Source organism: Pseudorhizobium sp. NPDC055634, assembly GCF_053618655.1.
Map to the genome: position 1 here is coordinate 171,926 of NZ_JBSHHW010000008.1, position 24,419 is coordinate 196,344.

The 24,419-nt window shown below is 63.6% G+C and carries 22 protein-coding genes; 6 read left to right on the forward strand and 16 right to left on the reverse strand.

What is annotated here, in order from left to right:
• Window positions 1-8 precede the first annotated feature (8 nt).
• Entirely contained in the window at window positions 9-203 is a 195-nt protein-coding gene (locus tag ACWGPT_RS14800) for a hypothetical protein (RefSeq protein ID WP_452606375.1), read from the forward strand.
• A 190-nt stretch (window positions 204-393) separates the two neighbouring features.
• Here ACWGPT_RS14800 and ACWGPT_RS14805 read toward each other — a convergent pair whose 3' ends face one another.
• Window positions 394-1,581, reverse strand: a complete 1,188-nt coding sequence (locus tag ACWGPT_RS14805) for an NAD(P)/FAD-dependent oxidoreductase (protein ID WP_452606376.1) — start codon at window positions 1,579-1,581, stop codon at window positions 394-396.
• 123 nt (window positions 1,582-1,704) lie between these two features.
• On the opposite strand from ACWGPT_RS14805, the gene ACWGPT_RS14810 reads away from it, so the two are divergent.
• The 5 genes from ACWGPT_RS14810 (at window position 1,705) to edd (ending at window position 8,624) form a co-directional block, all read left to right on the forward strand.
• Complete coding sequence (locus ACWGPT_RS14810; protein WP_452606377.1) at window positions 1,705-3,153, forward strand: glutamine synthetase family protein; 1,449 nt, start codon at window positions 1,705-1,707, stop codon at window positions 3,151-3,153.
• An 8-nt stretch (window positions 3,154-3,161) separates the two neighbouring features.
• Window positions 3,162-4,451 (forward strand): NAD(P)/FAD-dependent oxidoreductase, encoded by a 1,290-nt coding sequence (locus tag ACWGPT_RS14815; protein ID WP_452606378.1) that lies wholly within the window; start codon window positions 3,162-3,164, stop codon window positions 4,449-4,451.
• A 92-nt stretch (window positions 4,452-4,543) separates the two neighbouring features.
• Window positions 4,544-6,016, forward strand: a complete 1,473-nt coding sequence (zwf, locus tag ACWGPT_RS14820; protein WP_452606379.1) for a glucose-6-phosphate dehydrogenase — start codon at window positions 4,544-4,546, stop codon at window positions 6,014-6,016.
• A 4-nt stretch (window positions 6,017-6,020) separates the two neighbouring features.
• The gene (pgl, locus tag ACWGPT_RS14825; RefSeq protein ID WP_452606380.1) at window positions 6,021-6,722 is read left to right on the forward strand and encodes a 6-phosphogluconolactonase; all 702 of its coding nucleotides are present in this window, start codon (window positions 6,021-6,023) and stop codon (window positions 6,720-6,722) included.
• Window positions 6,723-6,806: 84 nt separating this feature from the next.
• Window positions 6,807-8,624, forward strand: a complete 1,818-nt coding sequence (gene edd / locus ACWGPT_RS14830) for a phosphogluconate dehydratase (protein ID WP_452606381.1) — start codon at window positions 6,807-6,809, stop codon at window positions 8,622-8,624.
• A 24-nt stretch (window positions 8,625-8,648) separates the two neighbouring features.
• Here edd and ACWGPT_RS14835 read toward each other — a convergent pair whose 3' ends face one another.
• The 15 genes from ACWGPT_RS14835 to flhA all read right to left on the reverse strand — a co-directional run bounded on the left by ACWGPT_RS14835 (window position 8,649) and on the right by flhA (window position 24,331).
• The gene (locus tag ACWGPT_RS14835; RefSeq protein ID WP_452606382.1) at window positions 8,649-9,005 is read right to left on the reverse strand and encodes a hypothetical protein; all 357 of its coding nucleotides are present in this window, start codon (window positions 9,003-9,005) and stop codon (window positions 8,649-8,651) included.
• Between the two features lie 172 nt (window positions 9,006-9,177).
• Entirely contained in the window at window positions 9,178-10,266 is a 1,089-nt protein-coding gene (locus tag ACWGPT_RS14840; protein WP_452606383.1) for an ABC transporter ATP-binding protein, read from the reverse strand.
• 13 nt (window positions 10,267-10,279) lie between these two features.
• On the reverse strand, window positions 10,280-11,935 hold the full coding sequence (bglA, locus tag ACWGPT_RS14845) for a beta-galactosidase BglA (protein WP_452606384.1): 1,656 nt from the start codon (window positions 11,933-11,935) through the stop codon (window positions 10,280-10,282).
• A gap of 32 nt (window positions 11,936-11,967) precedes the next feature.
• Window positions 11,968-13,131 (reverse strand): carbohydrate ABC transporter permease, encoded by a 1,164-nt coding sequence (locus ACWGPT_RS14850; protein ID WP_452606385.1) that lies wholly within the window; start codon window positions 13,129-13,131, stop codon window positions 11,968-11,970.
• A gap of 1 nt (window position 13,132) precedes the next feature.
• A complete protein-coding gene (locus ACWGPT_RS14855) occupies window positions 13,133-14,146 on the reverse strand; it encodes a carbohydrate ABC transporter permease (RefSeq protein ID WP_452606386.1) in 1,014 nt (337 codons plus the stop codon).
• Between the two features lie 97 nt (window positions 14,147-14,243).
• Window positions 14,244-15,608: an ABC transporter substrate-binding protein gene (locus ACWGPT_RS14860; RefSeq protein WP_452606387.1), complete on the reverse strand. Its 1,365-nt coding sequence runs from the start codon at window positions 15,606-15,608 to the stop codon at window positions 14,244-14,246.
• A gap of 288 nt (window positions 15,609-15,896) precedes the next feature.
• Window positions 15,897-16,796, reverse strand: a complete 900-nt coding sequence (gene folD / locus ACWGPT_RS14865) for a bifunctional methylenetetrahydrofolate dehydrogenase/methenyltetrahydrofolate cyclohydrolase FolD (RefSeq protein WP_452606388.1) — start codon at window positions 16,794-16,796, stop codon at window positions 15,897-15,899.
• 116 nt (window positions 16,797-16,912) lie between these two features.
• Window positions 16,913-18,583, reverse strand: a complete 1,671-nt coding sequence (locus ACWGPT_RS14870; protein WP_452606389.1) for a hypothetical protein — start codon at window positions 18,581-18,583, stop codon at window positions 16,913-16,915.
• Between the two features lie 97 nt (window positions 18,584-18,680).
• Window positions 18,681-19,310, reverse strand: coding sequence for a hypothetical protein (locus ACWGPT_RS14875; RefSeq protein WP_452606390.1), 630 nt, complete (start codon window positions 19,308-19,310; stop codon window positions 18,681-18,683).
• Window positions 19,311-19,446: 136 nt separating this feature from the next.
• Window positions 19,447-19,986: a hypothetical protein gene (locus ACWGPT_RS14880; protein WP_452606391.1), complete on the reverse strand. Its 540-nt coding sequence runs from the start codon at window positions 19,984-19,986 to the stop codon at window positions 19,447-19,449.
• On the reverse strand, window positions 19,986-20,351 hold the full coding sequence (locus tag ACWGPT_RS14885) for a hypothetical protein (protein ID WP_452606392.1): 366 nt from the start codon (window positions 20,349-20,351) through the stop codon (window positions 19,986-19,988). Before ACWGPT_RS14885 ends, ACWGPT_RS14880 begins: the two co-directional genes overlap by 1 nt.
• 25 nt (window positions 20,352-20,376) lie before the next feature.
• Window positions 20,377-20,931 carry a rod-binding protein gene (locus tag ACWGPT_RS14890; RefSeq protein ID WP_452606393.1) on the reverse strand — a complete coding sequence of 185 codons (555 nt, stop codon included), beginning with the start codon at window positions 20,929-20,931 and terminating at the stop codon, window positions 20,377-20,379.
• A gap of 107 nt (window positions 20,932-21,038) precedes the next feature.
• Window positions 21,039-21,455 carry a hypothetical protein gene (locus ACWGPT_RS14895; RefSeq protein ID WP_452606394.1) on the reverse strand — a complete coding sequence of 139 codons (417 nt, stop codon included), beginning with the start codon at window positions 21,453-21,455 and terminating at the stop codon, window positions 21,039-21,041.
• A gap of 7 nt (window positions 21,456-21,462) precedes the next feature.
• Window positions 21,463-22,215, reverse strand: coding sequence for a flagellar biosynthetic protein FliR (gene fliR, locus ACWGPT_RS14900; RefSeq protein ID WP_452606395.1), 753 nt, complete (start codon window positions 22,213-22,215; stop codon window positions 21,463-21,465).
• A 28-nt stretch (window positions 22,216-22,243) separates the two neighbouring features.
• Complete coding sequence (gene flhA / locus ACWGPT_RS14905) at window positions 22,244-24,331, reverse strand: flagellar biosynthesis protein FlhA (RefSeq protein ID WP_452606396.1); 2,088 nt, start codon at window positions 24,329-24,331, stop codon at window positions 22,244-22,246.
• Window positions 24,332-24,419: the final 88 nt, after the last annotated feature.

Sequence of the window (24,419 nt, forward strand, 5' to 3'; positions counted from 1 at the left end):
AAACATGGATGCCTGAAAAGGAAGACCGATACTACGAGAGGTTCGCAACGCCGCTACCGCAGATTTCCCCGGTCATCCGCCGGATTGCGGGCAGGCTCGCCAGACCGATGACCGGCGAAGGAGCACGGCGGCTGTTTTCAGAAAACCGCCTGCAGCGCCAGCAGAACTGCGGTTGCGCCAGCGCTCAGCACCAGCAGACGTAAAACCCTGGCGTCCTCAGCCTTGGTGACGGCGATGGCACGGGCACGGCGAGCTTTCTGCATGATCTCAACCCCAAAAGCTTTATCGAACGCGGCCTGTCGGGACCGGCCGCATGCCTAGCTGACTACAGGATTTGGCCGGCATCAAGGCAGGATGGGCAAAGCAGCTTAACAAGGCCTGAATCGGCGAGGGCTACACGGCGTCCCCGCAGACATGGCCGGATGCCCAGGCCCACTGGAAATTATAGCCTCCCAGCCAGCCGGTCACATCCACGCATTCGCCGATGAAATGGAGGCCCGGGACTTTCCTCGCCGCGAGCGTCCGGGAATCCAGTTCCCGGGTATCGATGCCGCCGAGCGTGACCTCGGCCGTCCGATACCCCTCGGACCCCGCCGGCCGAACGCGCCAGTCCTGGGCGGAGGCGGCGATCGCCCGGAGCATCCTGTCGGGGCAATCCGCCAGCGGGACAGTCGGGACGACACCCGACCGTTCCACGAGGTACTGCGCCAGACGCCTTGGCAGGACATCCGACAAGACCGTCAGCGGGGCCTGGCGCCCGTTGTCCCTGCGGGCCGACCTCAGGAGTTCGAAGAGGTCCCGCTCCGGCTCGATCTTCAGCACGATCTCGTCGCCTTCGCGCCAATAGGACGAGATCTGGAGGATGGCCGGCCCGCTCAATCCGCGGTGAGTGAAGAGCAGGGCTTCGCGGAAAGCGGTCTTGCCGTGGCGCACTTCCGCGGGCACCGAAACGCCCGACAGTGGCGCAAGGCGCTCGAGCGTTTGCGGATCAAGCGTCAGCGGAACGAGGCCCGGACGGGGCTCGATCACGTTCAGCCCGAACTGCTCGGCAATCCGATAGGCAAGGCCAGTGGCGCCCATCTTCGGAATGGACTTGCCTCCCGTCGCGACGACCAGCGCCCCGGCCTCTACGGCACCCCCGGAAGTTTCGACGCGGAACGTGTCTCCGGTATGCTCCACCGAGGATATCTCCTGCCGGAGTTCCATTTCGACACTGGCCGCGCGCATCTCGTCCGCCAGCATGCCAATGATCTCCCTGGCGCTGCCGTCGCAGAAAAGCTGGCCGAGCGTCTTCTCGTGCCAGGCGATCCGGTGCTTCTCCACCAGCGCAATGAAGTCCCGCGGGGTGTATCGGGCGAGCGCGGACTTGGCGAAGTGAGGATTGGCGGAGATGTAGTTTGCCGGCGAGGTTCCGGTATTGGTGAAGTTGCATCGCCCACCGCCGGAAATGCGGATCTTTTCGCCGGGCGCTTTTGCGTGGTCGAGGAGCAGTACCTTCCTGCCGCGCTGCCCGGCGCGAATGGCGCACATCATTCCTGCGGCTCCAGCTCCAAGAATGACGGCGTCGAATTTGCGGACCAAGTGGGGCTCCCTTCAAGCAGGCCTCCCCTGTTTTCGATCGGCCGGACAAAGTCAATGCCGCCCCCTCGCCAATCGCCAATCTCCGGGTATGATGGCGCTCCGATCAACGCATTCCGGTGCTTCATGACGCGCAATAAACCGTCGCCTGCCCCTTCCACTGGGCCCGTGCTGAAATCAACCGGCACACAGCCCACGCCACCCGTCCTCACCTCATTGCGCGGCGTACGCGACTGGCAGGAAGCCGTTGCCTGGCTGCGGGCACGCGGCATCGAGGACGTGGAATGCATCACGCCGGACCTGGCGGGCGTCCCCCGCGGCAAGATGATGCCGTCGTCGAAGTTCACCTCCAACACCTCGCTCGCGCTGCCTTCCGCGCTTTACCGGCACACGATCTCGGGGGAGTATCCGGACGAGACGGCAAGCTTCCGCTACGAGCCCCGCGACAGCGACCTGAAGCTGGTCCCCGACCTTTCGACCCTCTCCGTCGTGCCATGGGAGACCGACCCGACGGCACAGGTCATCTGCGACGTCGTCGGCATCGGCGGTCAAAACGTGCCTTACACGCCGCGCGCGGTCCTGAAGAACATCGTCGATCTATACCTCGAGCGCGGCTGGAAACCGGTGGTCGCACCGGAAATCGAGTTCTACCTCGTCGCCAAGAACGATGACCCAGACTACCCGCTCCATCCGCCCAAGGGGCGTTCCGGGCGCGCCATTCTCGGCGGCCAGGGATATTCGATCGCCGGCATCAACGAATTCGACGAACTGATCGATGACATCTATCACTTCTCCGAAAAGCAGGGCCTGGAGATCGACACGCTGATCCACGAGGAGGGACCGGCCCAGCTGGAGATCAACCTGAGGCACGGCGATCCGATCGAGCTTGCCGACCAGGTGTTCCTGTTCAAGCGCACCATCCGCGAGGCGGCACTGAAGCACGGCATCTACGCGACCTTCATGGCAAAGCCGATGCAGGGCCAGGCCGGTTCCGCGATGCACATCCACCAGTCGGTCGTCGACATGGAGACCGGGCGGAATGTCTTCTCGAACGAGGACGGCTCTCCCTCCAGGGAATTCTTCCACTTCATCGGCGGCATGCAGACCTACGTCCCCAAAGCGCTCGTGATGATGGCGCCCTACGTCAACTCCTACCGCCGCCTGACGCCCGACATGGCAGCACCGGTGAACAACGCCTGGGGATATGACAACCGAACCACGGCCTTCCGCGTCCCGGTTTCCGATGCCGCCGCGCGACGAGTGGAAAACCGCCTGCCAAGCTCGGATGCCAATCCCTACCTGGCGCTGGCTGCCTCGCTCGCCTGCGGCCTGCTCGGCATCATGAACAAGGTCGAGCCGGGGCCGCCCACGGAGCACAGTGCCAACGAGGGTTCGATCGAACTGCCGCGCGGCCTCCTCGAAGCCGTCTCGGCCCTTGAGTCCGAACCCGCCCTGTCGGATATTCTCGGCCCGGAATTCATCGGCCTCTATGCCGGCGTCAAGCGCGGCGAGTTCGAGACGTTCATGCAGGTCATCAGCCCCTGGGAGCGGGAGTTCCTGCTTCTCAACGTCTGAGCCGTCTCATGAGCGAATGGCAAAGCCCCATCGCGCCCGGGATCTCCTGGTATCAGGCCACGGCTGGCGAGCGGCCGACCTATCCCGCGCTCGATGGCTCCAGGGCAGCCGACGTCGCGATCGTCGGCGGGGGCTTCACGGGACTGCAGGCGGCCTTCAACCTCGCCCGGCGGGGCATTTCCGTCGTCGTCCTGGAAGGAGCCCGCGTCGGTGACGGCGCGTCCGGCCGCAACGGGGGGCAGATGGGTACCGGACAGCGCGCCTGGCCGGAGGAACTTGAACAGGCGATCGGCTTCGAACGCTCCAAGGCGCTGTTCGACATGGCCGAGGAGGCGAAACGGTACCTGCTCGATTTTGCGTCCGAGCACGACATCGACATCGACTACATGCCGGGACAGATGAACGTCGCCCACAAGCCGGGCCACGAGAAGGAATACCGCGCCAATGCCGAGATCGCCGCGGAGCGTTACGGCTACCCTCACCTGAGCTACATGGACCGGGAGGAAACGGCGGAGCGGACCGGATCCAGCCACTATTACTGCGGCGTCCGGGACACCGGCACCGGGCACATCCACCCGCTCAAGCTACTCATCGGCCTGGCGTGGGCGGCGAGAAGCGCCGGCGCGGACATACACGAGATGACGAAGGTCACCTCCATCCGGCGAGCCAGCGGAAAGACGCGGCTCGAGACGGCGCAAGGGACGGTCTCGGCCGAGCGCGTGCTCCTCGCCACGAACGGCTATATCGGCGAACTGGAGCCGGTCACCGCCAGCCACATCATGCCGATCGGGTCCTTCATCGCCGCAACGGAACCGCTCGACGCCCACCCGGGAGTGCTGCCGGGCGGCGAGGCGGTGGCGGACTCTCGGTTTGTGGTCCGCTATTTCCGCAAGTCGCGCGACAACCGCCTGCTCTTCGGCGGCCGGGAGGTCTATTCGTCCAGCAGCCCGCAGGACACCGCGAACTTCATCCGCCGCCAGATCGCCGAGACCTATCCGGAGCTGAAGGACATCGGCATCACCCACGCCTGGGGCGGATATGTGGGCATCACCATGCCGCGCCAGCCCTTCGTCCGCGAGGTCATGCCCGGCGTGACCTCGATCGGCGGTTATTCCGGTCATGGCGTCATGCTGTCCAATTTCTGCGGCAAGCTCTACGCCGACCGCATCACCGGCTCGGCAAGTCCGCTCGCCGAACTCGAGGCCCTCGACGTGCCGAGCTTCCCGGGCGGCCTGCGCCTGCGCAAGCCGCTGCTGTTTCTCGCGCTTACATGGTACGCGCTGCGCGACCGTCTATGAGGCACGAACCCAAAAAAGCTGCCCGGGGACTGGAATTTTTAAATCGATTAGATTAGGTAGAACCGAGTTCGAAAAGACGAAAGACGATCCTTATGAGCAGCCAGATAATCCCGGTCGATCCCTTTGATTGCGTCGTCTTCGGCGGGGCTGGCGACCTCGCGGAGCGCAAGCTTCTGCCGGCGCTCTATCATCGGCAGATCGAGGGACAGTTTTTGGAGCCGACGCGGATCATCGGCGCGTCCCGCAGCCCCCTGTCGGATCAGGAATACCGGACTTTTGCCCGCGAGGCGCTCCGCAAGCACCTGAAGCCCGGCGAGTACAACGACACGGAAGTGGACAAGTTCTGCGAACGCCTGTTCTACATCCCGGTCGATGCGAAGTCGGAGGGGGGCTGGGAGAAGCTCAAGGCTGAGCTCGACTCCGGCCGCGACAGGGTCCGCGTGTTCTACCTCGCGGTGGCGCCGGCAATCTTCGGACCGATTTCCGAGAAGATCCGGGAGCACGACCTGATCACCGACCAGACCCGGATCGTCGTCGAGAAGCCTATTGGCCGCGACCTTGCCTCGGCGCTGGAACTCAACGACACGATCGGCCGGGTATTCCGCGAGGAACAGATCTTCCGCATAGACCACTATCTCGGCAAGGAAACGGTGCAGAACCTGATGGTCCTGCGCTTCGCCAATGCCCTCTACGAGCCGCTGTGGAACGCCCAGCACATCGACCACGTGCAGATCACGGTTGCGGAATCCGTCGGCCTGGAAGGCCGGGCCGGCTATTACGACACGGCCGGCGCGCTGCGCGACATGGTCCAGAACCACATCCTGCAGCTCGTCTGTCTCGTCGCCATGGAGGTCCCCTCGTCGCTGAGCGCGGAATCGCTGCGCGACGAAAAGCTGAAGGTGCTGAGGGCCCTGAAGCCGATTACCGAGGACAATGTGGAGCACCTGACCGTTCGCGGCCAATATCGGGCCGGAGCGTCGGCCGGCGGCCCGGTGAAGGGATATCTCGACGAACTGGAGGGCGGCGTCTCCGATACGGAAACCTTCGTCGCCATCAAGGCGGAGATCGGCAACTGGCGCTGGGCGGGCGTGCCCTTCTATATCCGCACCGGCAAGCGGCTGGCGGCAAGGGTGTCGGAGATCGTCATCACCTTCAAGCCGATCCCCCACAACATCTTCGATCACGCGGCCGGCCGCGTCTCCGCCAACCAGCTGATCATCCGGTTGCAGCCGGACGAAGGCGTCAAGCAGTCGCTGATGATCAAGGATCCCGGTCCCGGCGGCATGCGCATGCGCAACGTGTCGCTCGACATGAGCTTCGCTGAAGCGTTCGCCGTTCGCAATCCGGATGCCTACGAACGTCTGCTGATGGATACGATCCGCTCGAACCAGACGCTGTTCATGCGCCGTGATGAAGTGGAGGCCGCCTGGCGTTGGGTCGATCCAATTCTGAAGGGCTGGGAAGCCACGGGACAGGCGGTCCAGGGCTACACCTCCGGAACCTGGGGACCAAGCCAGGCCATCGCGCTGATCGAGCGCGACGGCCGCACCTGGCACGAGGGCTGATACAATGGAGCCGATCCTGCATGAATTCGCCAACGGCAGCGCGCTCGCGGAGAAGCTTGCTGATCAGGTTGCCCATCGGCTGGCTGCAGCGGTTGAAGCGCGCGGCAAGGCAAGTCTCGCCGTTTCAGGCGGCTCCACCCCCAAGGCGTTCTTCCGCGCGCTCGCCGACCGGGATATCACTTGGCCCAAGGTGACGATCACGCTGGTCGATGAGCGTTTCGTTCCCGCCGACCATCCGCGGTCCAATCACCTCCTCGTTCGGGAAAACCTGTTGCAGGGCAAGGCGGCCGCAGCGCGCTTCGTCCCGCTCTACCACGATTGCTCCAGCGCCGAGGAAGCCGCGCGACTGGCCACGACGGAAGTGGCGGCGGCCATTACTCCTCCCTTCGACGTCGTGATCCTCGGCCTCGGTGCCGATGGCCATACCGCTTCGTTTTTCCCGCATGGCAGCACGCTTGCCAAGGCACTCGATGCCGCCGCGCCTCGCTGCGTCCTGCCGATGGAGGCGGAAGGTGCCGGGGAACCCCGACTGACCTTTTCCTTTTCCAGCCTCAGCGATGCGGGACTGCTTGTCCTGCATCTGGAGGGGCTGGCCAAGAAGGACGTACTCATGCAGGCGCAGGACGGAACCGACGAGATGGAGATGCCGATCCGCGCGGTTCTCCATCGGGCCGCCTCGCCGGTGGACATCTACTGGGCGCCCTGACGTCCGACGCGACGCATCACCCGGAGCAACTCGACGGCATCTGCCGCTCCCTGCCGGCTTGCTCCCGAACCAAAGGACATGGCCATGGCTGCTCATTCACAGATCGAAGCTATCACAGCCCGCATTGTGGAACGGTCCAAGCCGCGCCGCGAGCGCTATCTCGACCAGGTGCGTTCGGCGATTTCGCGCGGGCCCCATCGGGCCGTCCTTTCCTGCGGCAACCTCGCGCACGGCTTTGCTGCCTGTTCCCCCTCCGACAAGGCTGATCTTGCGGGAGACGTGGTCCCCAACCTCGGCATCATCACCGCCTATAACGACATGCTGTCGGCGCATCAGCCCTACGAGACCTTTCCGGCCATCATTCGCGAAGCGGCACGGGAAGCCGGCGGCGTGGCGCAGGTGGCGGGCGGCGTGCCTGCCATGTGCGATGGGGTCACCCAGGGCCAGCCGGGCATGGAACTTTCGCTGTTCTCGCGCGACGCGATCGCCATGGCAGCGGGCATCGGCCTCTCCCACAATATGTTCGACGCGGCGGTCTTTCTGGGGGTTTGCGACAAGATCGTCCCGGGACTGGTGATCGCGGCCCTGACGTTCGGCCACCTGCCGGCGGTCTTCATTCCCGCAGGCCCGATGACGTCGGGACTTCCCAACGACGAGAAGTCGCGCGTCCGCCAACTCTATGCCGAAGGCAAGGTCGGCCGGGCGGAACTGCTTGAGGCGGAATCGAAGTCCTACCACGGCCCCGGCACCTGCACCTTCTACGGCACGGCCAATTCCAACCAGATGCTGATGGAGATCATGGGCTTCCATACGCCCGGCTCATCGTTCATAAATCCCGGCACGCCGTTGCGGGACGCGCTGACAAAGGAAGCCGCGAAACGGGCTCTGGCGATCACGGCGCTCGGCAACGAGTTCACGCCCGCCGGCGAGATGATCGACGAGCGCTCGATCGTCAACGGCGTTGTCGGCCTGCACGCGACCGGGGGCTCCACCAACCACACGCTTCATCTCGTCGCCATGGCACGCGCGGCCGGAATCCATCTGACGTGGCAGGACATCTCCGAGCTTTCCGACATCGTGCCGCTGCTGGCGCGGGTCTATCCGAACGGGCTTGCCGACGTGAACCATTTCCACGCCGCGGGCGGCATGGGTTTCCTGATCAAGCAATTGCTGAAGGCCGGGCTCGTCCACGACGACGTCCGCACCGTCTTCGGCCACGGCCTCGAGGCCTACACCGTCGAAGCCAGGCTCGACGACGCGGGCGGCATCGTCCGGCAGCCTGCCCCGGAAGACAGCGGCAATGCCAAGGTCCTGGCGAGGGCGGAAGCTCCCTTCCAGCCGAATGGCGGGTTGAAAATGCTCACCGGAAATCTCGGCAAGGCCGTCATCAAGATCTCCGCCGTGAAGCCGGAGCGTCATGTGATCGAAGCGCCGGCGATCGTCTTCGACGACCAGCAGGAACTGCAGGAGGCCTTCAAGCGCGGCGACCTCAACCGCGATTTCGTCGCCGTCGTCCGGTTCCAGGGGCCGAAGGCGAACGGCATGCCGGAACTGCACCGGCTGACGCCGCCGCTCGGCGTTCTGCAGGACAGGGGCTATAAGGTGGCACTGGTCACGGACGGGCGCATGTCGGGCGCATCCGGAAAGGTTCCGGCCGCAATCCATGTGACACCCGAAGCCACCGACGGCGGGGCGATCGCAAGAATCAGGGACGGCGACATGGTCCGCCTCGACGCGGTCAAGGGCACGCTGGAAGTGCTGGTCGATGCAACGGAGTTCGAAGGGCGGACGCCCGCGACCGCGGATCTCGCGCAGAACGAGTTCGGCATGGGTCGCGAGCTTTTCGCGATCTTCCGGCAGAATGCGGGAACGGCCGACAACGGCGCGAGCGTCTTTGCCTGACCGACCCGCAGTCCTCCAGGCGTACTACCAGGAGCGGACGTCGAGCACCTTGTCCCGATGCGCGGGATGCGTGCTGAAGACGAAAATCCGGTCCAGTTCCTTCTGGCTCAGCAGCCGGAGGAAGCGGACTTCGATCGTGTTGTTGGCATAGGTCTTCATCAGGAGGCAACCGATCTTGGAGATACGGGCATCCGGGATGTCGAGATAGAACTGCTGGGGTAGCTTATACTGGGTCATGATCCCGATAATGGCCCCGCTCAACGAAATTCGAAGGATTTCGCAGCGGCGGGCGGCCATGTTGAGCACGCCATTCTCGGTATATTCGATCCGACCCGCGTTCATGGTGTCTTCCATAGGGTACCGCGTTTCGCGGTCGTACATGAAGGACTCTTCCTTGTTTAGGAAATGATTTTTCTTACCACTCAATGAATTCACAACCAAGTCTCCTGCAATGCGTGGGACACTACAGTGCGAAGTTTAACAGACGGTGTTCATCTCCCGGTAAGGATACAACAATGACTACTTGTACTGACGCGCGCCGTGCATCGGTGTTTCAGGCGCGGTAAGTATGGCCGTCGGCATCGAACAGATGGAGCTTGTCGGGAGAGGCCTTGAGACGCACGGTATCGCCGCGCTTGCCGCTCCAGATACCCGGAAACTTGGCGATCAGCGGCTCGCTGCCCGCAAGCCCCTCGATATAGAGAAGCGTCACCTCGCCCAGGGCTTCGACCAGGGCGATCGTTCCCTCGAACAGGAACTCCCCGTCCTCTGCGACCGAGAGGTCTTCCGGCCGCACGCCGAAGCTTGCCGGCTTGCCACGCTCGGAAGCATCTGTGCGGATCGGGACATCGACCGACTTGCCGGCGGCAAGGCCGACCGTCGTCGTCTCCCCGGTTTCGGTGATCGTCACCGGCAGGATGTTCATGGCCGGCGACCCTATGAAGCGGGCCACGAACAGATTGTGCGGCCGCTCGTAGAGATCGAGCGGCGCACCCACCTGCTCGATGCGACCGGCCGATAGGACGACGATGCGGTCCGCGAGCGTCATCGCCTCGACCTGGTCATGGGTGACGTAGATCATCGTCGTGTCCGGCATGGACTCGTTGAGCTTGGCGATCTCGATGCGGGTCGCCACGCGAAGGGCCGCGTCGAGGTTCGAAAGCGGCTCGTCGAAGAGGAACACCTTGGGATTGCGGCAGATCGCCCGGCCGATCGCGACACGCTGCCGCTGACCGCCCGACAAAGCTTTCGGCAGCCGGTCCAGATAGGGCGTGAGCTGCAGGATATCGGCCGCCGCGCGGACTCGCCGGTCGATCTCCGCCTTGCTCTCCTTGGCGATGCGCATGCCGAAGGCCATGTTGTCGTAGACGGTCATATGCGGGTAAAGCGCATAGGACTGGAAGACCATGGCTATGCCGCGCTTGGAGGGCGGCACCTCGTTCACCATCTGGCCGTCAATATACATCTCGCCGCCGGTGATGCTCTCCAGTCCGGCGATCATCCTGAGCAACGTGGACTTTCCGCATCCGGAAGGGCCGACGAAGACGACGAACTCCCCTTGTGCTATCTCCAGATCGATGCCGTGGATCACCTCGACCTGGCCATAGGCCTTGCGGATGTCCTTCAGAACGACGCCAGCCATTTTCTCCCCTCCTTCAGGCCCGCCGGGCAAAGAACGCCCCCCATGCGGGCAGGTTGATGCGGTTGCCTTCCACGGTGTTCTGGAAGCCATGGCCGTCCAGCACCTCCCAGTCTCCGGGCGGCGGTTCCGCCGAAGCATTCTCCGGCGACATGTTGAACATGCAAAGGATGATCTCGTTGCCGTAACACCGCTGATATTGCAGAAGCGTCTGGCTCGAGGGCAACATCTCCATCTCGCCCTTGACGAGCGCCGGGTGCTGCTTGCGGAAGGCAAGGAAACGCCTGTACTGCTCCAGCACGGAATCCGGGTCGCCGTACTGGGCGCCGACCGCCCGTAGCTGGTGCTCGACGGGAATGGGAAGCCAGGTCTTGTCGGCGGTGGAGAAGCCCGCATGAAGCGCCTGCGCGTCCCACACCATCGGCGTGCGGCATCCGTCGCGTCCCTTGAATTCCGGCCAGAACTGGATCCCGTACGGGTCCTGCAGGTCCGCGAAGCCGATGTCGGCTTCCGTCAGCCCCAGTTCCTCGCCCTGATAGATGCAGAACGATCCATGCTGGGTCATCAGCACCGCGGCCAGCATCTTCACATAGGCGTCGCGATCCTTGACCTCGGCGCCCCAGCGGCTGGCATGGCGGATGACGTCGTGGTTGGAGAAGGCCCAGCAAGCCCAGCCTTCGGGCGCAGCGATCGAAAAGGCGCTCTGGACCTCCGCCACACGCGACGGGGTCAGCGGGTCGGGCGCCAGGAATTCGAAGGCGTAGCACATGTGCATCTTGTCGCCGCCGGACGTATATTCGCCGACGATCTCCAGTCCGCGCTGGCTGTCGCCCACCTCGCCGACCGCCGCGATTGCCGGGAATTCGTCGAGGACCGCGCGGAAGCGCCTCAGGAAGTCGAGGTTCTCCGGACGGTTCTTGTCGTAGAGGTGTTCCTGAAAGTTATAGGGGTTCACCGCCGGTGCCGTCGAAGCGTTGCGGCGGGAGACATCAAGTGCCGGATTGTCGCGCAGCTCCCGGTCGTGGAAGTAGAAGTTGATCGTATCCAGGCGGAAGCCGTCCACGCCGCGCTTCAGCCAGAACCGGGTCATGTCGAGCAGGGCGTCCTGGACCTCGGGGTTGTGCAGGTTGAGATCCGGCTGCGAGGTCAGGAAGTTGTGCATGTAGTATTGCATGCGGGTCGGGTCCCAGTGCCAGGCGGACCCGCCGAAGATCGACATCCAGTTGTTCGGAGGCGTGCCGTCCGGCTTGGCATCCGCCCAGACATACCAGTCCGCCTTCGGATTGACCCGGCTCGAGCGGCTCTCGATGAACCAGGCATGCTGGTCCGAGCTGTGCGACATCACGAGGTCGATCATCACCTTGAGGCCCAGGCGATGCGCCTCGGCGATCAGGGCGTCGAAGTCCGAGAGCGTCCCGAACATCGGATCGACTTCCGTATAGTTCGACACGTCGTAGCCGAAGTCCTTCATCGGCGAGGGGAAGAAGGGCGAGATCCAGATGGCGTCGGCACCGAGGGCAGAGACGTGCGGGAGGCGCGCGGTAATGCCTTTCAGGTCGCCGATGCCATCGCCGTTGGAGTCCTGAAAGGAGCGCGGGTAGATCTGATAGATGACGGCGCCGCGCCACCAGTCCTTGTCCGGTGCCGCGGGGGTTCCTGCGAGTATGGTCATTCAGTGTCCTGTTGTCATGCGATGTAGATGCTTCAGCCGCCCTTGACCGATCCCGCCAGGAGTCCGCGGACCAGATACCTCTGGAGCGCGAAGAAGACGAGGACGGGGACGATGATGGTGATGAAGGCGGAGGCGGTGAGGATTTCCCAGTTTCCTCCCCTGGAGCCGAGAAGCGCGTTCAGCGCGCCGGTAAGGACCAGCTGGTCGCGGCTGGCGCCCAGGAAGACGATCGCGACGAGCAGGTCGTTCCATACCCAAAGAAACTGGAAGATCGCAAACGAGGCGAGCGCGGGAAAGGAAAGCGGCAGCACGATCTTCATGAATATCTCGAAGTCGCTCGCGCCGTCGACCCGGGCGGATTCGATGATCTCCCTCGGAAGGCCGGAAATGTAGTTGCGCAGGAGGTAGATGGCGAGCGGAATGCCGAAGGCGGTGTGCGCCAGCCAGATGCCGGCATAGGTCTTGGACGGGACGCCGAAGAACAGGCTGATCTCGTTGTACATGCGAAGGAGCGGTATCAGCGACATCTGCAGCGGCACGACGATGAGGCCGATGACGGTGGCGATGATCAGCGCGCGCCCCGGAAACTCCATCCACGACAGCGCGTAGGCGGCAAAGGCCGCGATCAGGATGGGGATGATGGTGGCCGGGATCGTCACGGTCAGCGAATTGACGAAGGACTGGCCGAGGCCCTCTGCATTGAGGACGGTGCGGTAGTTCTCGTCGGTGAATTCCGGCGGCGTCGCGATCGTCAGATAGACGCGCTGGCCGCGGTTTCCCTCGAACGGCACAGCGCTGGAGTGAACATAGCTTCCGTCCTCGTTGACGGTCAGCGTCTCGCCATCGCCGAGATCGGCCGTCTCGCCGGCCTGGTAGGCGGCAGGCTCCTGCACGCGAACCCCGAAGGCCTTCACCGTTCCCGGCGCGCCCTCGTCGAAGACGTTGCCGGAAATGACGTGGTTCGCACCCTCCTGCCTCTGGGCGGAAGGTTCCGCCAGGCGCACCGCCGCAGTCTGGGACGAACTGGAGAATGCCGTCCACCAGCCGGATGTGGTGATCTGGTCGCGATCGCGGATGGAAGTCACGAGGATGCCGAGCGTCGGCACCAGCCAGAGGATGACGAGCACCAGCACGGCGAGGTGGACGAAGATGCGCGGAAGGCCGATCCGGCGGACGCGGGTCGCGAGAGCGGTCATGTCAGTGTCCTCCCGCTTCGCGGTTGGCGTGACGGATGTTCCAGATCATGATCGGCGTCACCGCGGCCATGATGACCAGCGCAATGACCGCACTCCGGCCTGAATCTCCACCGCCGCGGAACATCCAGTCGAACATCAGGTTGGCGAGTACCATCGTCCCCCACTGGCCGTTGGTCATGGTGAGCACGATATCGAAGACCTTGAGCACGAGTATGGTGATCGTCGTCCACACGACGGCTATCGTGCCCCAGATCTGCGGGACCATGATCTTCCAGAATATCTGCCAGCCGTTGGCGCCGTCGATCACCGCCGCCTCGATCGTTTCTTCCGGGATGCCGCGCAGGGCCGCCGACAGGATCACCATGGCAAAGCCGGTCTGGATCCAGATCAGGATCGCCATGAGGAAGAAGTTGTTCCAGAACGGCAAGGCGATCCACACCTGCGGGTCACCGCCGAAAAACTGGACGATGGCGTTGAGCAGGCCGATCTGGGTCTGCCCCGTGCCACGGTATTCGTAGATGAACTTCCAGATCACCGAGGCACCGACGAAGGAGATCGCCATGGGCATGAAGACGAGGCTCTTGGCGATGTTTCCCCACCAGATGCGATCCGTCAGGACCGCGATCACCAGGCCGAGGAAGGTGCAGGCGGCCGGCACGACCAGGAGCCAGAGGAAATTGTTGAAGATCGATTGGCGAAAGCCCGCGTCGGACAGCGCCCAGCGATAGTTGGCCAAGCCGACGAAGACCGAGCCGGACCGGTCGTAGAAGGACAGGATCAAGGTCGCGATGACGGGATAGACGAGGTAGATGCCAAGAAGGATGAGGGCAGGCCCGAGAAACAGCCAGGGGCGGACGACCGCCCGCCGGTTCAGGTTGCGCGAGGCCCGGGCGACATCGTCGCCGGGGGTGGGCAGGACGAGCTGGAGTATCTTTTCCGATATCCAGTAATAGAGGACGCAGGCGAATACGCCGGCGACCATGACGCCGACGGCCGATACGATCTGTGCTGCCATCCTATCCCCTCCCCGCCGTTACCCGTCCATTGGCTGGATCGTCGTCTCAGCGGATCATGCGCCCGATCTTCGGCCGCATGATCCCGCCTCGCCTTACTTACTTCAATCCGTCCCAGGCATTCTGGATGTCCGTCGCCACGGCCTCTGCATCCTTGCCGCCGACATAGTCGATCATGCCCGTCCAGAAGGCGCCCGCACCGATCTTGCCCGGCATGAGGTCCGATGCGTCGAAGCGGAAGGTAGTGGCGGAGGTGAGGATCTCGCCCTGCTTCTTCAGCGGGTCGTTGGCATAGGCCTCGGCGTTGACACCCTTGTAGGGCGTGAGGAAGGCCGCCTGTGCCATCCAGACCTCGTGGGCGATCGGCGTCTTCAGGAAGTCGATGAAGGCCCGGGCAGCAGGGGTATCCTTGGTGATCGCCACGAGCGTTCCTGCACCGAGGACCGGGGTCCCGAGATCAGCCTTGGTCTCATATGTCGGCATGTAGAAGAAGTCCGCATCCTCCCCGAGTTCCACACCTTCGGGGAAGAAGGACGGGATGAAGGAGGCCTGGTGATGCAGGTAGCACTTCGGCGGAATTTCGAAGAGGCCCTTCGGGCTGTCGCGGAAGTCGGTCGAGGCGACCGCCGCCACGCCACCGCTGACATATTTGTCGTTGCGCGCGATCTTGCCGAATTCCTCGATCGCGCCCACCACGGCCGGATCGTTGAACTTGATCTCGTTGCTGACCCATTTGTCGTAGGTCTCGGCGGGCTGCGTGCGCAGCATCATGTCCTCGACCCAGTCCGTCGCCGGCCAGCCGGTGGCGCCGCCGGAGCCGAGGCCGATGCACCACGGCACGCCGCCGTCCTCGACGATCTGGTCGCTCAGCGCCAGCAGCCCCTCCATGGTTTCCGGCACTTCGTAACCGGCTTCCTCGAAGTTTTCAGGCACGTACCAGACAAGCGACTTCACGTCGGCCTTGTAGGGGAAGGCGTAGAAGGCTTCCTGCCCGTCCTTGCCCTTGTAGGTGCCGTAACCGATCCAGCTTTCCCCGGCGCCGTAGTTGTCCTTCACCCAGTTCTCGGTCTCCTCGCCGAGCGGGACGAGGAAGCCCTTCGACGCCAGGTCGGTAAACAGGCCGGGCTGCGGAAGGATGGTGATGTCGGGCGGCGAGCCGGCCTGGGTATCGATGACGATCTGCTGTTCGTAGTTCTCAGACGACGAATAGCGGGCATCGACGCCCGTGGCCTCCCGGAAGTAGGCGAGCACACTGTTGAAGAGTATCTCGTCATCGCCGCGCCATGGTCCGAACAGGGTCAGGCTCTGTCCAGAGAGGTCGGGATGCGCCGCCTTGAAATCCTCCAGGCTCTGCCAGTTGAAACGGGCGTCCTCGCCGGGGGTGAACTTGAGTTCCTGCGCCGCAACGCCGGTCGAAACGAGCACCGCCAGAGCCACACCCGTCCACAGTGACCTGATTACCATCGGAAACCTCCCTATTGCTTCTATCGCGACGTCGCGGACCTCCATCCGTCCGGCGCGCTTTGGAACCTAGTCATGTGTTCTTATACTCAACCGTGTCAAGCCCTCCTCCCGCACGCCTATGCTGCACTGCGGCAGACACCTTTCCCTCGGGAGGGCAACGGCAGATTCAATTTGATTATCGGCCAAACCGGCGCGCGCATGCACGAGAAGCATGGCGCGTGGCCACGTTCGGAAGGCGAGCATATTGCTGCGCAGGAGGGGCACCGGGGAGCTATCGCTCCCGTGTGGTCAGAATTTCGGGATCGGGCGTCCGAACGTCCTGCAGGCGGCAACCACCGTATTGGCCATCAGCATGGCGATCGTCATGGGACCAACGCCACCCGGGACGGGCGTGATCGCGCCGGCAATCGTCGCGCATTCCTCGTAGGCGACGTCGCCGGTGATCTTCGTCTTGCCCTCACCCTTTTCAGGCGCCGGGACGCGGTTGATGCCGACGTCGATGACCGTCGCGCCGGGCTTCACCCAGTCGGCCCTTACCATGTGGGGGCGACCGACGGCAGCGACGAGGATATCCGCATTGCGGCAGATGCCGGGGAGATCCTTGCTGCGCGAATGGGCGACAGTGACCGTCGCATTGAACGAGAGAAGCAGCGTGGCCATCGGCTTGCCGAACAGGTTAGACCGTCCGATGACGACCGCGTTGAGGCCCGACAGGTCGGTGCCGTGTATCCTGTTGATGAGGATGAGCGCGCCGGCGGGCGTGCAGGAGATGAGCCCGCTTGCGAGATCGCCCGTCGCAAGCTTGCCGGCATTGACGACGTTCAGGCCATCCACGTCCTTTTCGGGGGCGATCGACTGGATCACCGGCTCGGACCTGAGGTGCTTCGGCAGCGGCAACTGAACGAGAATGCCGTGAATGGACGGGTCCGCATTGAGGTCCGCGACCAGCTTTTCCAGCTCCCCCTGCGTCGTCTCCTCGGGCAGGCTGTGCTGGACGGAATTGAAGCCGCACTGCTTGGCCATCCTGCTCTTGGAATTGACATAGGCGTGGCTGGCGGGGTCGTCTCCGACGATGACGACAGCTAGGCCCGGCTTCACGCCGACATCGCTCTCCAGGGCGGCCGCCGCTTGCGTCACCGTTTCGATGACCGATTGCGCCGCTACTTTTCCGTCGATGATCGTCGCCACGCGCGTTCCCCGTTTTGGAATGAGACCGAACTGAAGTCTGTGCCAGCGCCGAGGCTGCACATCAGGCTGTCACGCCTAATGCGTCCCCAAAGCGAGAAATGCAAGGAAGAATACCCTCACTGGCCCCTGGCGGTGCGGCGCTCGACCCGGCCGCGCAAGGCGGCAAGCTGGTCCCGCAGTTCCCATATCTCGTTCTCAAGCCGGTCCCGATCATTGGCGGGCGAAGACACGGCTCCGGACTTCATATCCTTACGAAAATCGCTGCGCGCGTCTCCCGCCATCGCCGACGCCAGGAGAGGAGGAACGAGAGGAGCCCGATCCGAGGCCACCGCGTTTTGATAGAGGATGCCCCGGATGCGCTCGGCCAGGGGCTCGTCTCTCGAGGTTGGCAAGGCGGGTTCGTTCCGGGACGCTTCGAGCTCTTCCGGAGACTGCCCATGAATATCCCGCACATGATCGCGGGACGGCAAGCCATCCTCGGCGTCCGCCGGCATGGCTTGCACCACCCGGCCGGAACGCCGCCTCGCCAGGAAAAGCATCAGCGGGATCGACCCGCCCAGCAGCGCGCCTGCTGCCATGGCGCCGGAATGGGTCCAGCCCGTGGTGATCGCCTGCTCCTCTTTTGCAGGGCGGACCAGGGATAGGGAAACAGGGCTCGCGGCGCTCTCGGCATCTCCCTCGCTCCGGGCTTGCCGGTACCGGTCCTCCGCCCCCCGCGCGGCCGCCTCCAGGGTCTCCAGTCTCTCGCGAACTGCCTGGGTCTCGGGCGGCACCGACGATTGCCGGCGCTCGAGTTCGGCCAGTTGCCGCGATGCGTCCGCCTTCTGCGCCTCTAGGCTCTTTACCAGTTTCGCCAGTTCCGCCTCGATGTCGGCCTTTGCGGAGGCGAGCGCGTCCCTGGCGGCCACCAGATGCGGATGGCGCGCGCCCAGTTTCCGCGAAAGCTGATCGAAGGCGAGCTTTGCCTCGACATGGCGCTGGCGGTGATACTCCAGGGCCGTGAACTCGAGACGGTCCGGCAACGACTGCTGCAGGACGTCCGCAGGCGTCATCGAGGAGGCTTCCCGAAGCTGCCCGTCGAGTTCGGCGACCCGCGCCTTGAGCAATTCGATCTCCTTGTGGAGAAGGCGCTCGTCCACCAGCGCGCGCTCGGCAGTGGCGCGGGCTTCGCTGTCGATGCCGGCGCTGTATTGTTCGAACGCCTTGCGGGCGCTTTTGGCCGCAGCCGCGAGCCCCGCGAGTTCCTCTTCGGGCAGGAGCGGAAGCCATGCGGCCGGGTTGTCGACAAGTTCGGCGGCGACCGAACTGGCGAGGGCGGCAGCTTCCGCCGCATCCGACCCTCCGGCGCGGACGACCAACATCCTGCCGGCGTCCGCGGAGATAAACTCCACCGATGCCGCCATCGCCGCAGCAAGACCGGCTTTCTCATGGGATGCGGCGGGGCCTTCGCCGAGGAGCATGTCCATTATCATCCCCGCGAGCGGATGATCTACGGGTTCAGGCTTCCGGGATCGCTCCTGACCGGGAGTGGCGGGATTACCGGACCGTGATGCCACCGCCTCCGACATGGATGCGACCGTGGAAGCCGGAAGCGCCCCGCCCTCGACCCGCAGCATGGCATCGACGCTGGACTGGCGCGGCGACCATGTCGCCAGGGGAAGCAGCGCAAGCGCACCTGTGCTCGCGGCGAGGAGGAGAATGGCAAGGCTGCGCAGGGAACGCGACCGCCTGCCCGATGCCGGTGCATCGCCTGCGGGCGGATCATAAATCGCACGGTCGGTATGCATCGGTCAGTTCAGCACGTTCGCTCTGCCGTCTCGGGACATCCGCAAAGTTTTAAACAAACGTGGGAAACAAACCGTTAACCGACAGTGATGCCGGGCCTCACGCCGCCTTGCGTCGTTGGTCCGCCTGCGTCGTCGAGGGTGCGGCGCGAAGCGGTTCCGTCCGCGCGACGAGAAGCTCAGGCGTCACGCCGCAGAACAACTTGAGTTTCGTCGATACGACCGACAGGCGGAGACTGTCCTCCGGTCCGATCCTAGGGACGGCGATCAGGGCGAGGTCGAAATGTGGAAGGCGGCTGAGCTGATCGATGCTCGCTGCGCTATAGCGATGCCAGGGGGCATGTGCCTGGAGCCGGCGCCGGACGGAAGGCAGTTGCTGGGCGGATGGGCCGATCACGAGTATCCGCAGCGGGCGATCCACGAAGGTGAGCAGCGCGGGCACAAGGGTCGAGGCATCGGCTATGCAGGGGCTCTTCCGTCGCCGAAACGAACTGCGCAGAGACCTCGCAAGCGAAACCGGGGACAGCTGTCGCAGGGCCCGGAGCCGGTCGCGACCCGACAGGTCGAGGATAGTCCTCAATCGGCCGCGCTCCTTGCAGATCGAGACGGAGACGCCGGTCTCCCGGCCGAAGGCAATTGCCTCCAGCGTTGCGAGAGTGGCGTTCCATTTCTGGAGCCGCTCAAGGGGCTTTCGTCCGCGCAGCCATGACGGCTGGACGGAAACCGTCACAGGATGCTTATCTGGACATGTTGCTTCCCGCATGCGCGACCACCCAACCCGCTTATCGGCCTAGGTTCTAGCCGGTAGCGATGAATGGCGGCGTAAGCGGATCGCTCAAGTTTGAACGATCGCGGATTTCCTGGCTTTATTGGCCGGTGGGCTTGGCTTCGTCGACAGCTACGCCCTCGACGATCTTGGTCGGCGCGATCGGCCTCTTGCCCTCGCGCGCGACATTGGTGCGGATGTCTTCCTTGGATATGAAATCCAGTTGCTCGACCAGCACCTCGTCGACCATGCCCTCGCCCAGCTTGGCGTTCAGCTCGTCCTTGATGCGGGTGCGAAATGTCTCCAGATCAAACGCGCCGGGCTTGCTGAGGTCTATCATCTTGTCGCCGACCAGGAGGGTGAACAACTGGTCGGTCGTCAGCTCCGTCATGGGAAGCTTCTGGCCCTTTATCAGCTCCTTGTCCATCATGAAGGAGAAGCGGCCGAGGAAGTAGCCCGCGATCATGCCGTCGGAGATGACCGGAACGGTCAGCGACTCGCCGCGCACCAGTTCCAGAGCTTCCTTGCGCGCAGCCTCCTCGTCCACCGGAGGTGGCGGTAACGACATCTGGACGGAGAAGTAGACCGCGGCCAGCGTGACGATGCAGACCCAAAGTCCGGTCAGGAGCAGCTTGATCATCACATCTCGCTGTAGAGGAATTGTTCCTGGGTATATGTCCCGTCACCATCGGCCTCGCGGGCGGCGCTCTTCAAAAGATCGGCCACGGCCCGCACGGCATGGAGATGGGCTTCCACCCGGCGCGCGTTGATCGAGAGCTTTTCCTTCAGGTGATGCATCTGGTCGATGTGGGCGACCGCCAGTTCCTGAGGATCGGTGCTCCGGAACAGCATGGTCAGTTCATAAAGGCAGCGGCTCTTGTGGGCGTTCGAAACCTTGAGGTCGAACTCCGCGTCCGTTCCCAACCGCTGATTTTCGTTATCGACGATCATCTCCAGACGGCCGAGCACTGTCTTGATGCGGTGATCGTTTGAAACAACTTCCATATGTCTTGTCCCAGCATGTTCCATCTCAGGCCTCGCCTTCGCGCCCGGGCGCAAGATCGAGGACCTGACGTTCAAAATCTGTCTTCATGCGCATCGCACGGTCGCGATCGCCTTCATCCGTCGTGGCGTTGACCACGGCCCCCTCCTGCCGCGCCAAGGCCTGCGAATACATCTGCTCGGCGATGCCGATGCCGCCGTTGCGCGACATGCCTTCGGCGATCTGCTCGGCCATCATGCTCTTCCAGAATTCGCCGGCAGAACCCTTGCCGTAGACCTGCTCGCTGTCGCTCGGCAGCATGGAGCTGACGAAATTCTGCAGGATGCTCGCCTCGAACTTCCGGTATTCCTCGGGGATTCGCGAGACGTCCGCAGAGCGATCGGGATTGGCAAGCCCTGCCTTCGTGGCCGGCGTCGGGATGACGTCGAGCGCCGCGCCGAAGCCCGCTCCCGCCTCGGCGAGGCTGGTCGCGGCGAAGGCCGCCCTGGTCGCCTTGAGCTTCGCCTGCGCGGCCTGGACTTCAGCCGGGTCCGCCGCACGCACGACGTCGAGGACGAGATCGCTTGGAGGTGAGATCGCCACGTCAATTCCTTTCGCCACGACCGCCGAGCGCCGGTCCGGCGATGGCAGCAACGGTTCGATTGCTTACTGGCGGCGGCTCGCGCCACGCCTGTCAACTGTGGGAAAGACTATGACGACCGAACCTTGCTGGAGGCTGGCGCGGCCAGCGTGATCTCCAGAAGATCGTAGATTGCCTGGTCGGAGGCTTCGCGATCTTCCAGTTCGCGCGCCTTCTTCATGTTGTCCTCCAGCCGGTCGCCCTTGGTGCGCTCCCGGAGTACTTTCATCTCCTGGATCTGCTGGATGTTCTCCAACTGCCCGTCCTTGATCGTCAGGCGGCCGTAGCGCTCGGCGTAGTTCTGCGAGAAGGATCGGTGGATCGGTTCCATCGAGCCGATGGCATGAATCACCACCTCCATCGACTGCGCAATCTCTTCCCGGTGCTGGGTCGTCGCCGCGAGTTCGCTCTCCGCCATACGTTCAAGATGGCGCTGGACGCTCACGAGGCGCTTCAGCTTCTTCGATCTTTGCTGGTCGTTGGCCATGAAAACCTCAGAAGGAGAGAAAGACCATCGGGAAGCCGTCGGCGAACTGGCGGACCAGGGCGGCGATCGACAGGTAGAGAAGGAACAGGCCCCCGGCGAGCAGGAAGGGCGTGGAGATGAAGAAGACCGGAATCTGCGGCGCAAGCTTGTTGATCAATCCGATGCCGACGTTGAACATCAGGCCGTAGATCAGGAACGGGCTGGCGAGGCGCAGCATCAGGTCCGTGGATGCCCTCAACGTGTCCGTCAGGGTGATCAGCATCTTCTGCGGATCGACGAGATTGCCGACCGGGGTGGCGGCGTAGGAATCCACCAGGGCCCTGAGGACGATATGGTGGAAATCCAGCAGGAAGAGCAGCAGGAGCGCGCTGAAGGTCAGGAGACTGGTCAGCTGGTTCTCCGACGTGTCTTCCAGGACATCCGAGCCGCCCGGCGCGGTGAAACCGATCGACATGGTAAGGATGGCGCCCGCATATTGCATCCCGAGCGTATAGAGCCGGGCGATGAGGCCGTAGACCACGCCGATGAGGGTTTCACTGACGACCAGGCCGATATAGGTGGCGTCCGGAGCGCTCGCCCGCGGGTAGATGGTGTCCCACAGAAGCGGGAGAACCGCCACGGATACGGCCACCGCCAGGAAGAGCCGGACGTTCGCCGGAACGCGGGAACTGCCGAATCCCGGCAGAACCATGATGCACCCGCCCATGCGACAGAAGGCGAGAAACAGCGCCAGTATGGTTCCCTGCGGGTCGAAAAGCATCAGGACGATCCCCTGTCGGGCTAGCCCATCAGGAGATGGAGCCCAAAATCTTGATCTCGAGACCCTTGGCGAGTTCGACGTGGGAGAGAACGGGAAGCGTCGCGAACAGCCGCTCGATGATCATGCGGACATAGGACCGTGTTTCGGGCGAGGTGACAAGGATGAAAGGCAGTCCGCGGTCCATGAATTCACGGATTACTTTCGTCGCCTGCTCGCTGAATTCCTCCAGGCTCCGCGGATCGATGTCAAATTCGACGACCTCGCCCTTCGCGTCGCGCTTGAGCGCCTGGTGGAAGATCATGTCCCACTTGGAGCCGAGACGAAGGACGCGCAGGACACCGTTGTCTGCGAGATCGCCGCAAAGCTGCTGCGACATGCGGACCCGGACATGCTCGACAATCTGTTCCGTCTTGCGGACATGGGGGGCGAGTTCCGCGACCGCTTCTAGGATCAGATGCAGGTTGCGGATCGAGACGCGCTCGGCAAGCAGAAGCTTCAGGACCGCCTGCAGACCCGAATAGGACATGTGCGAGGAGCAGATCTCGTCGGCGAGCTTCTTGTATTCCGGGTCCAGTCGATCGATCAGGACCTTCACGTCCTTGTAGGACAGGAGCTGCGGCAGGTTGTTGCGGATCACCTCGGACATGTGGGTGAGCACGACCGAGACATTGTCGATCGGGTGGAAACCCTCGCGCTTCAGGTCCTCGGCGAAGGTCTCGAGGATCGAGACCGCCGGCATGCCGAATGCGGGTTCGCGGATATCGTCGCCGGGAATGCTCGGCTTGCGGCCCGAACCGGTCACCACCAGAACATCGCCGACCCGCAGCGTATTGGAGGCGATGGTCGTGCCGTGGATCCTGATCTGGTAGGACTTTTCCGGGATCATGATGTCGTCCGCGACCTTGATCTCCGGAACCACGAAACCGTACTGGGTGGCAAACTTCTTGCGCATCTTGCCGACCCGGAAAGCGAGTTCCTGGTGGGCGCCGAGAAGGCGCGTCGAGACCTGCTTGCCGAGCGCCAGCTCGATCTCGGCTGTCCTGAGCGCGCTCTTGACGGAATCCTTCTCCGCTTCCTTGGTCTGGACGACCTTCTTCTCTTCGTCTTCGCGGCGCAGCCTGTTCTCGTTCTCCAGACGGCGCGGGATGTACCAGGCGCCAAAGCCCATCACGCTGCCGAGCGCCAGGAAAGGCAGGAGCGGAAGGCCCGGGACGAGCGCCAGCAAGCCCATGAGGCCGGCGGCCATGAACAGTGCCCGCGGATAGCCGCTTAGCTGGTCGACGACGGCCTTGTCGGTCGAGCCGGCCGTGCCGCCGCGCGACACGAGCAGGCCGGCGGCCAGCGACACGATGAGCGCGGGAACCTGCGATACGATGCCGTCACCCACGGAAAGCTTGACGAAGACGTCCGCCGCCTCGCCGATCTCCATGCCGTGGCGGAAATAACCGATGATGATGCCGCCGAAGATGTTGATCGCCGTGATGATGAGGCCGGCGATCGCATCACCCCGGACGAACTTCGACGCACCATCCATGGCGCCGAAGAAGGAGCTTTCCTGCTCCAGCTCGCCGCGCCGACGCTGGGCTTCCTTCTCGTCGATCACGCCCGCGGAAAGGTCCGCGTCGATCGACATCTGCTTTCCGGGAATGGCGTCGAGGGTGAAGCGGGCGCCGACTTCCGCGATACGCGTGGCACCCTTGGTGATGACGATGAAGTTGACGGTGATCAGGATGATGAAGACGATGATACCGATCACGAAATCGCCGGACATCACCAGGCTTGCGAAGCCGGAGATCACGCCGCCGGCTGCGTCATGCCCCTGGTGGCCGTGGGAGAGGATGACGCGCGTCGTCGCGATGTTGAGCGACAGACGTATCATCGTGGCGATCAGCAGGATGGTCGGGAAGGACGAGAAATCCAGCGGTCGCTGGACCCAGAGCGCCACCATCAGGATGAGCACGGAAAAGGCGATCGAGAACGCCAGCCCCATGTCGATCACGAAGGTCGGTATGGGCAGGAAAAGGATGCACAGGATCGCGATGATGCCCAGCGCAAAGCCGATATCGCGTCCTTGAGGAGCTACCTTGGGAATGGATAGTGCAGGTGGTTGCGCCATGATGCATCCGTCTCTTCATGAGATGGCGGCAGCTATACTGCCAGTTCACGGCCTTGGTAGACGGTGAAGCTTGCGCGAGGGTGTCATC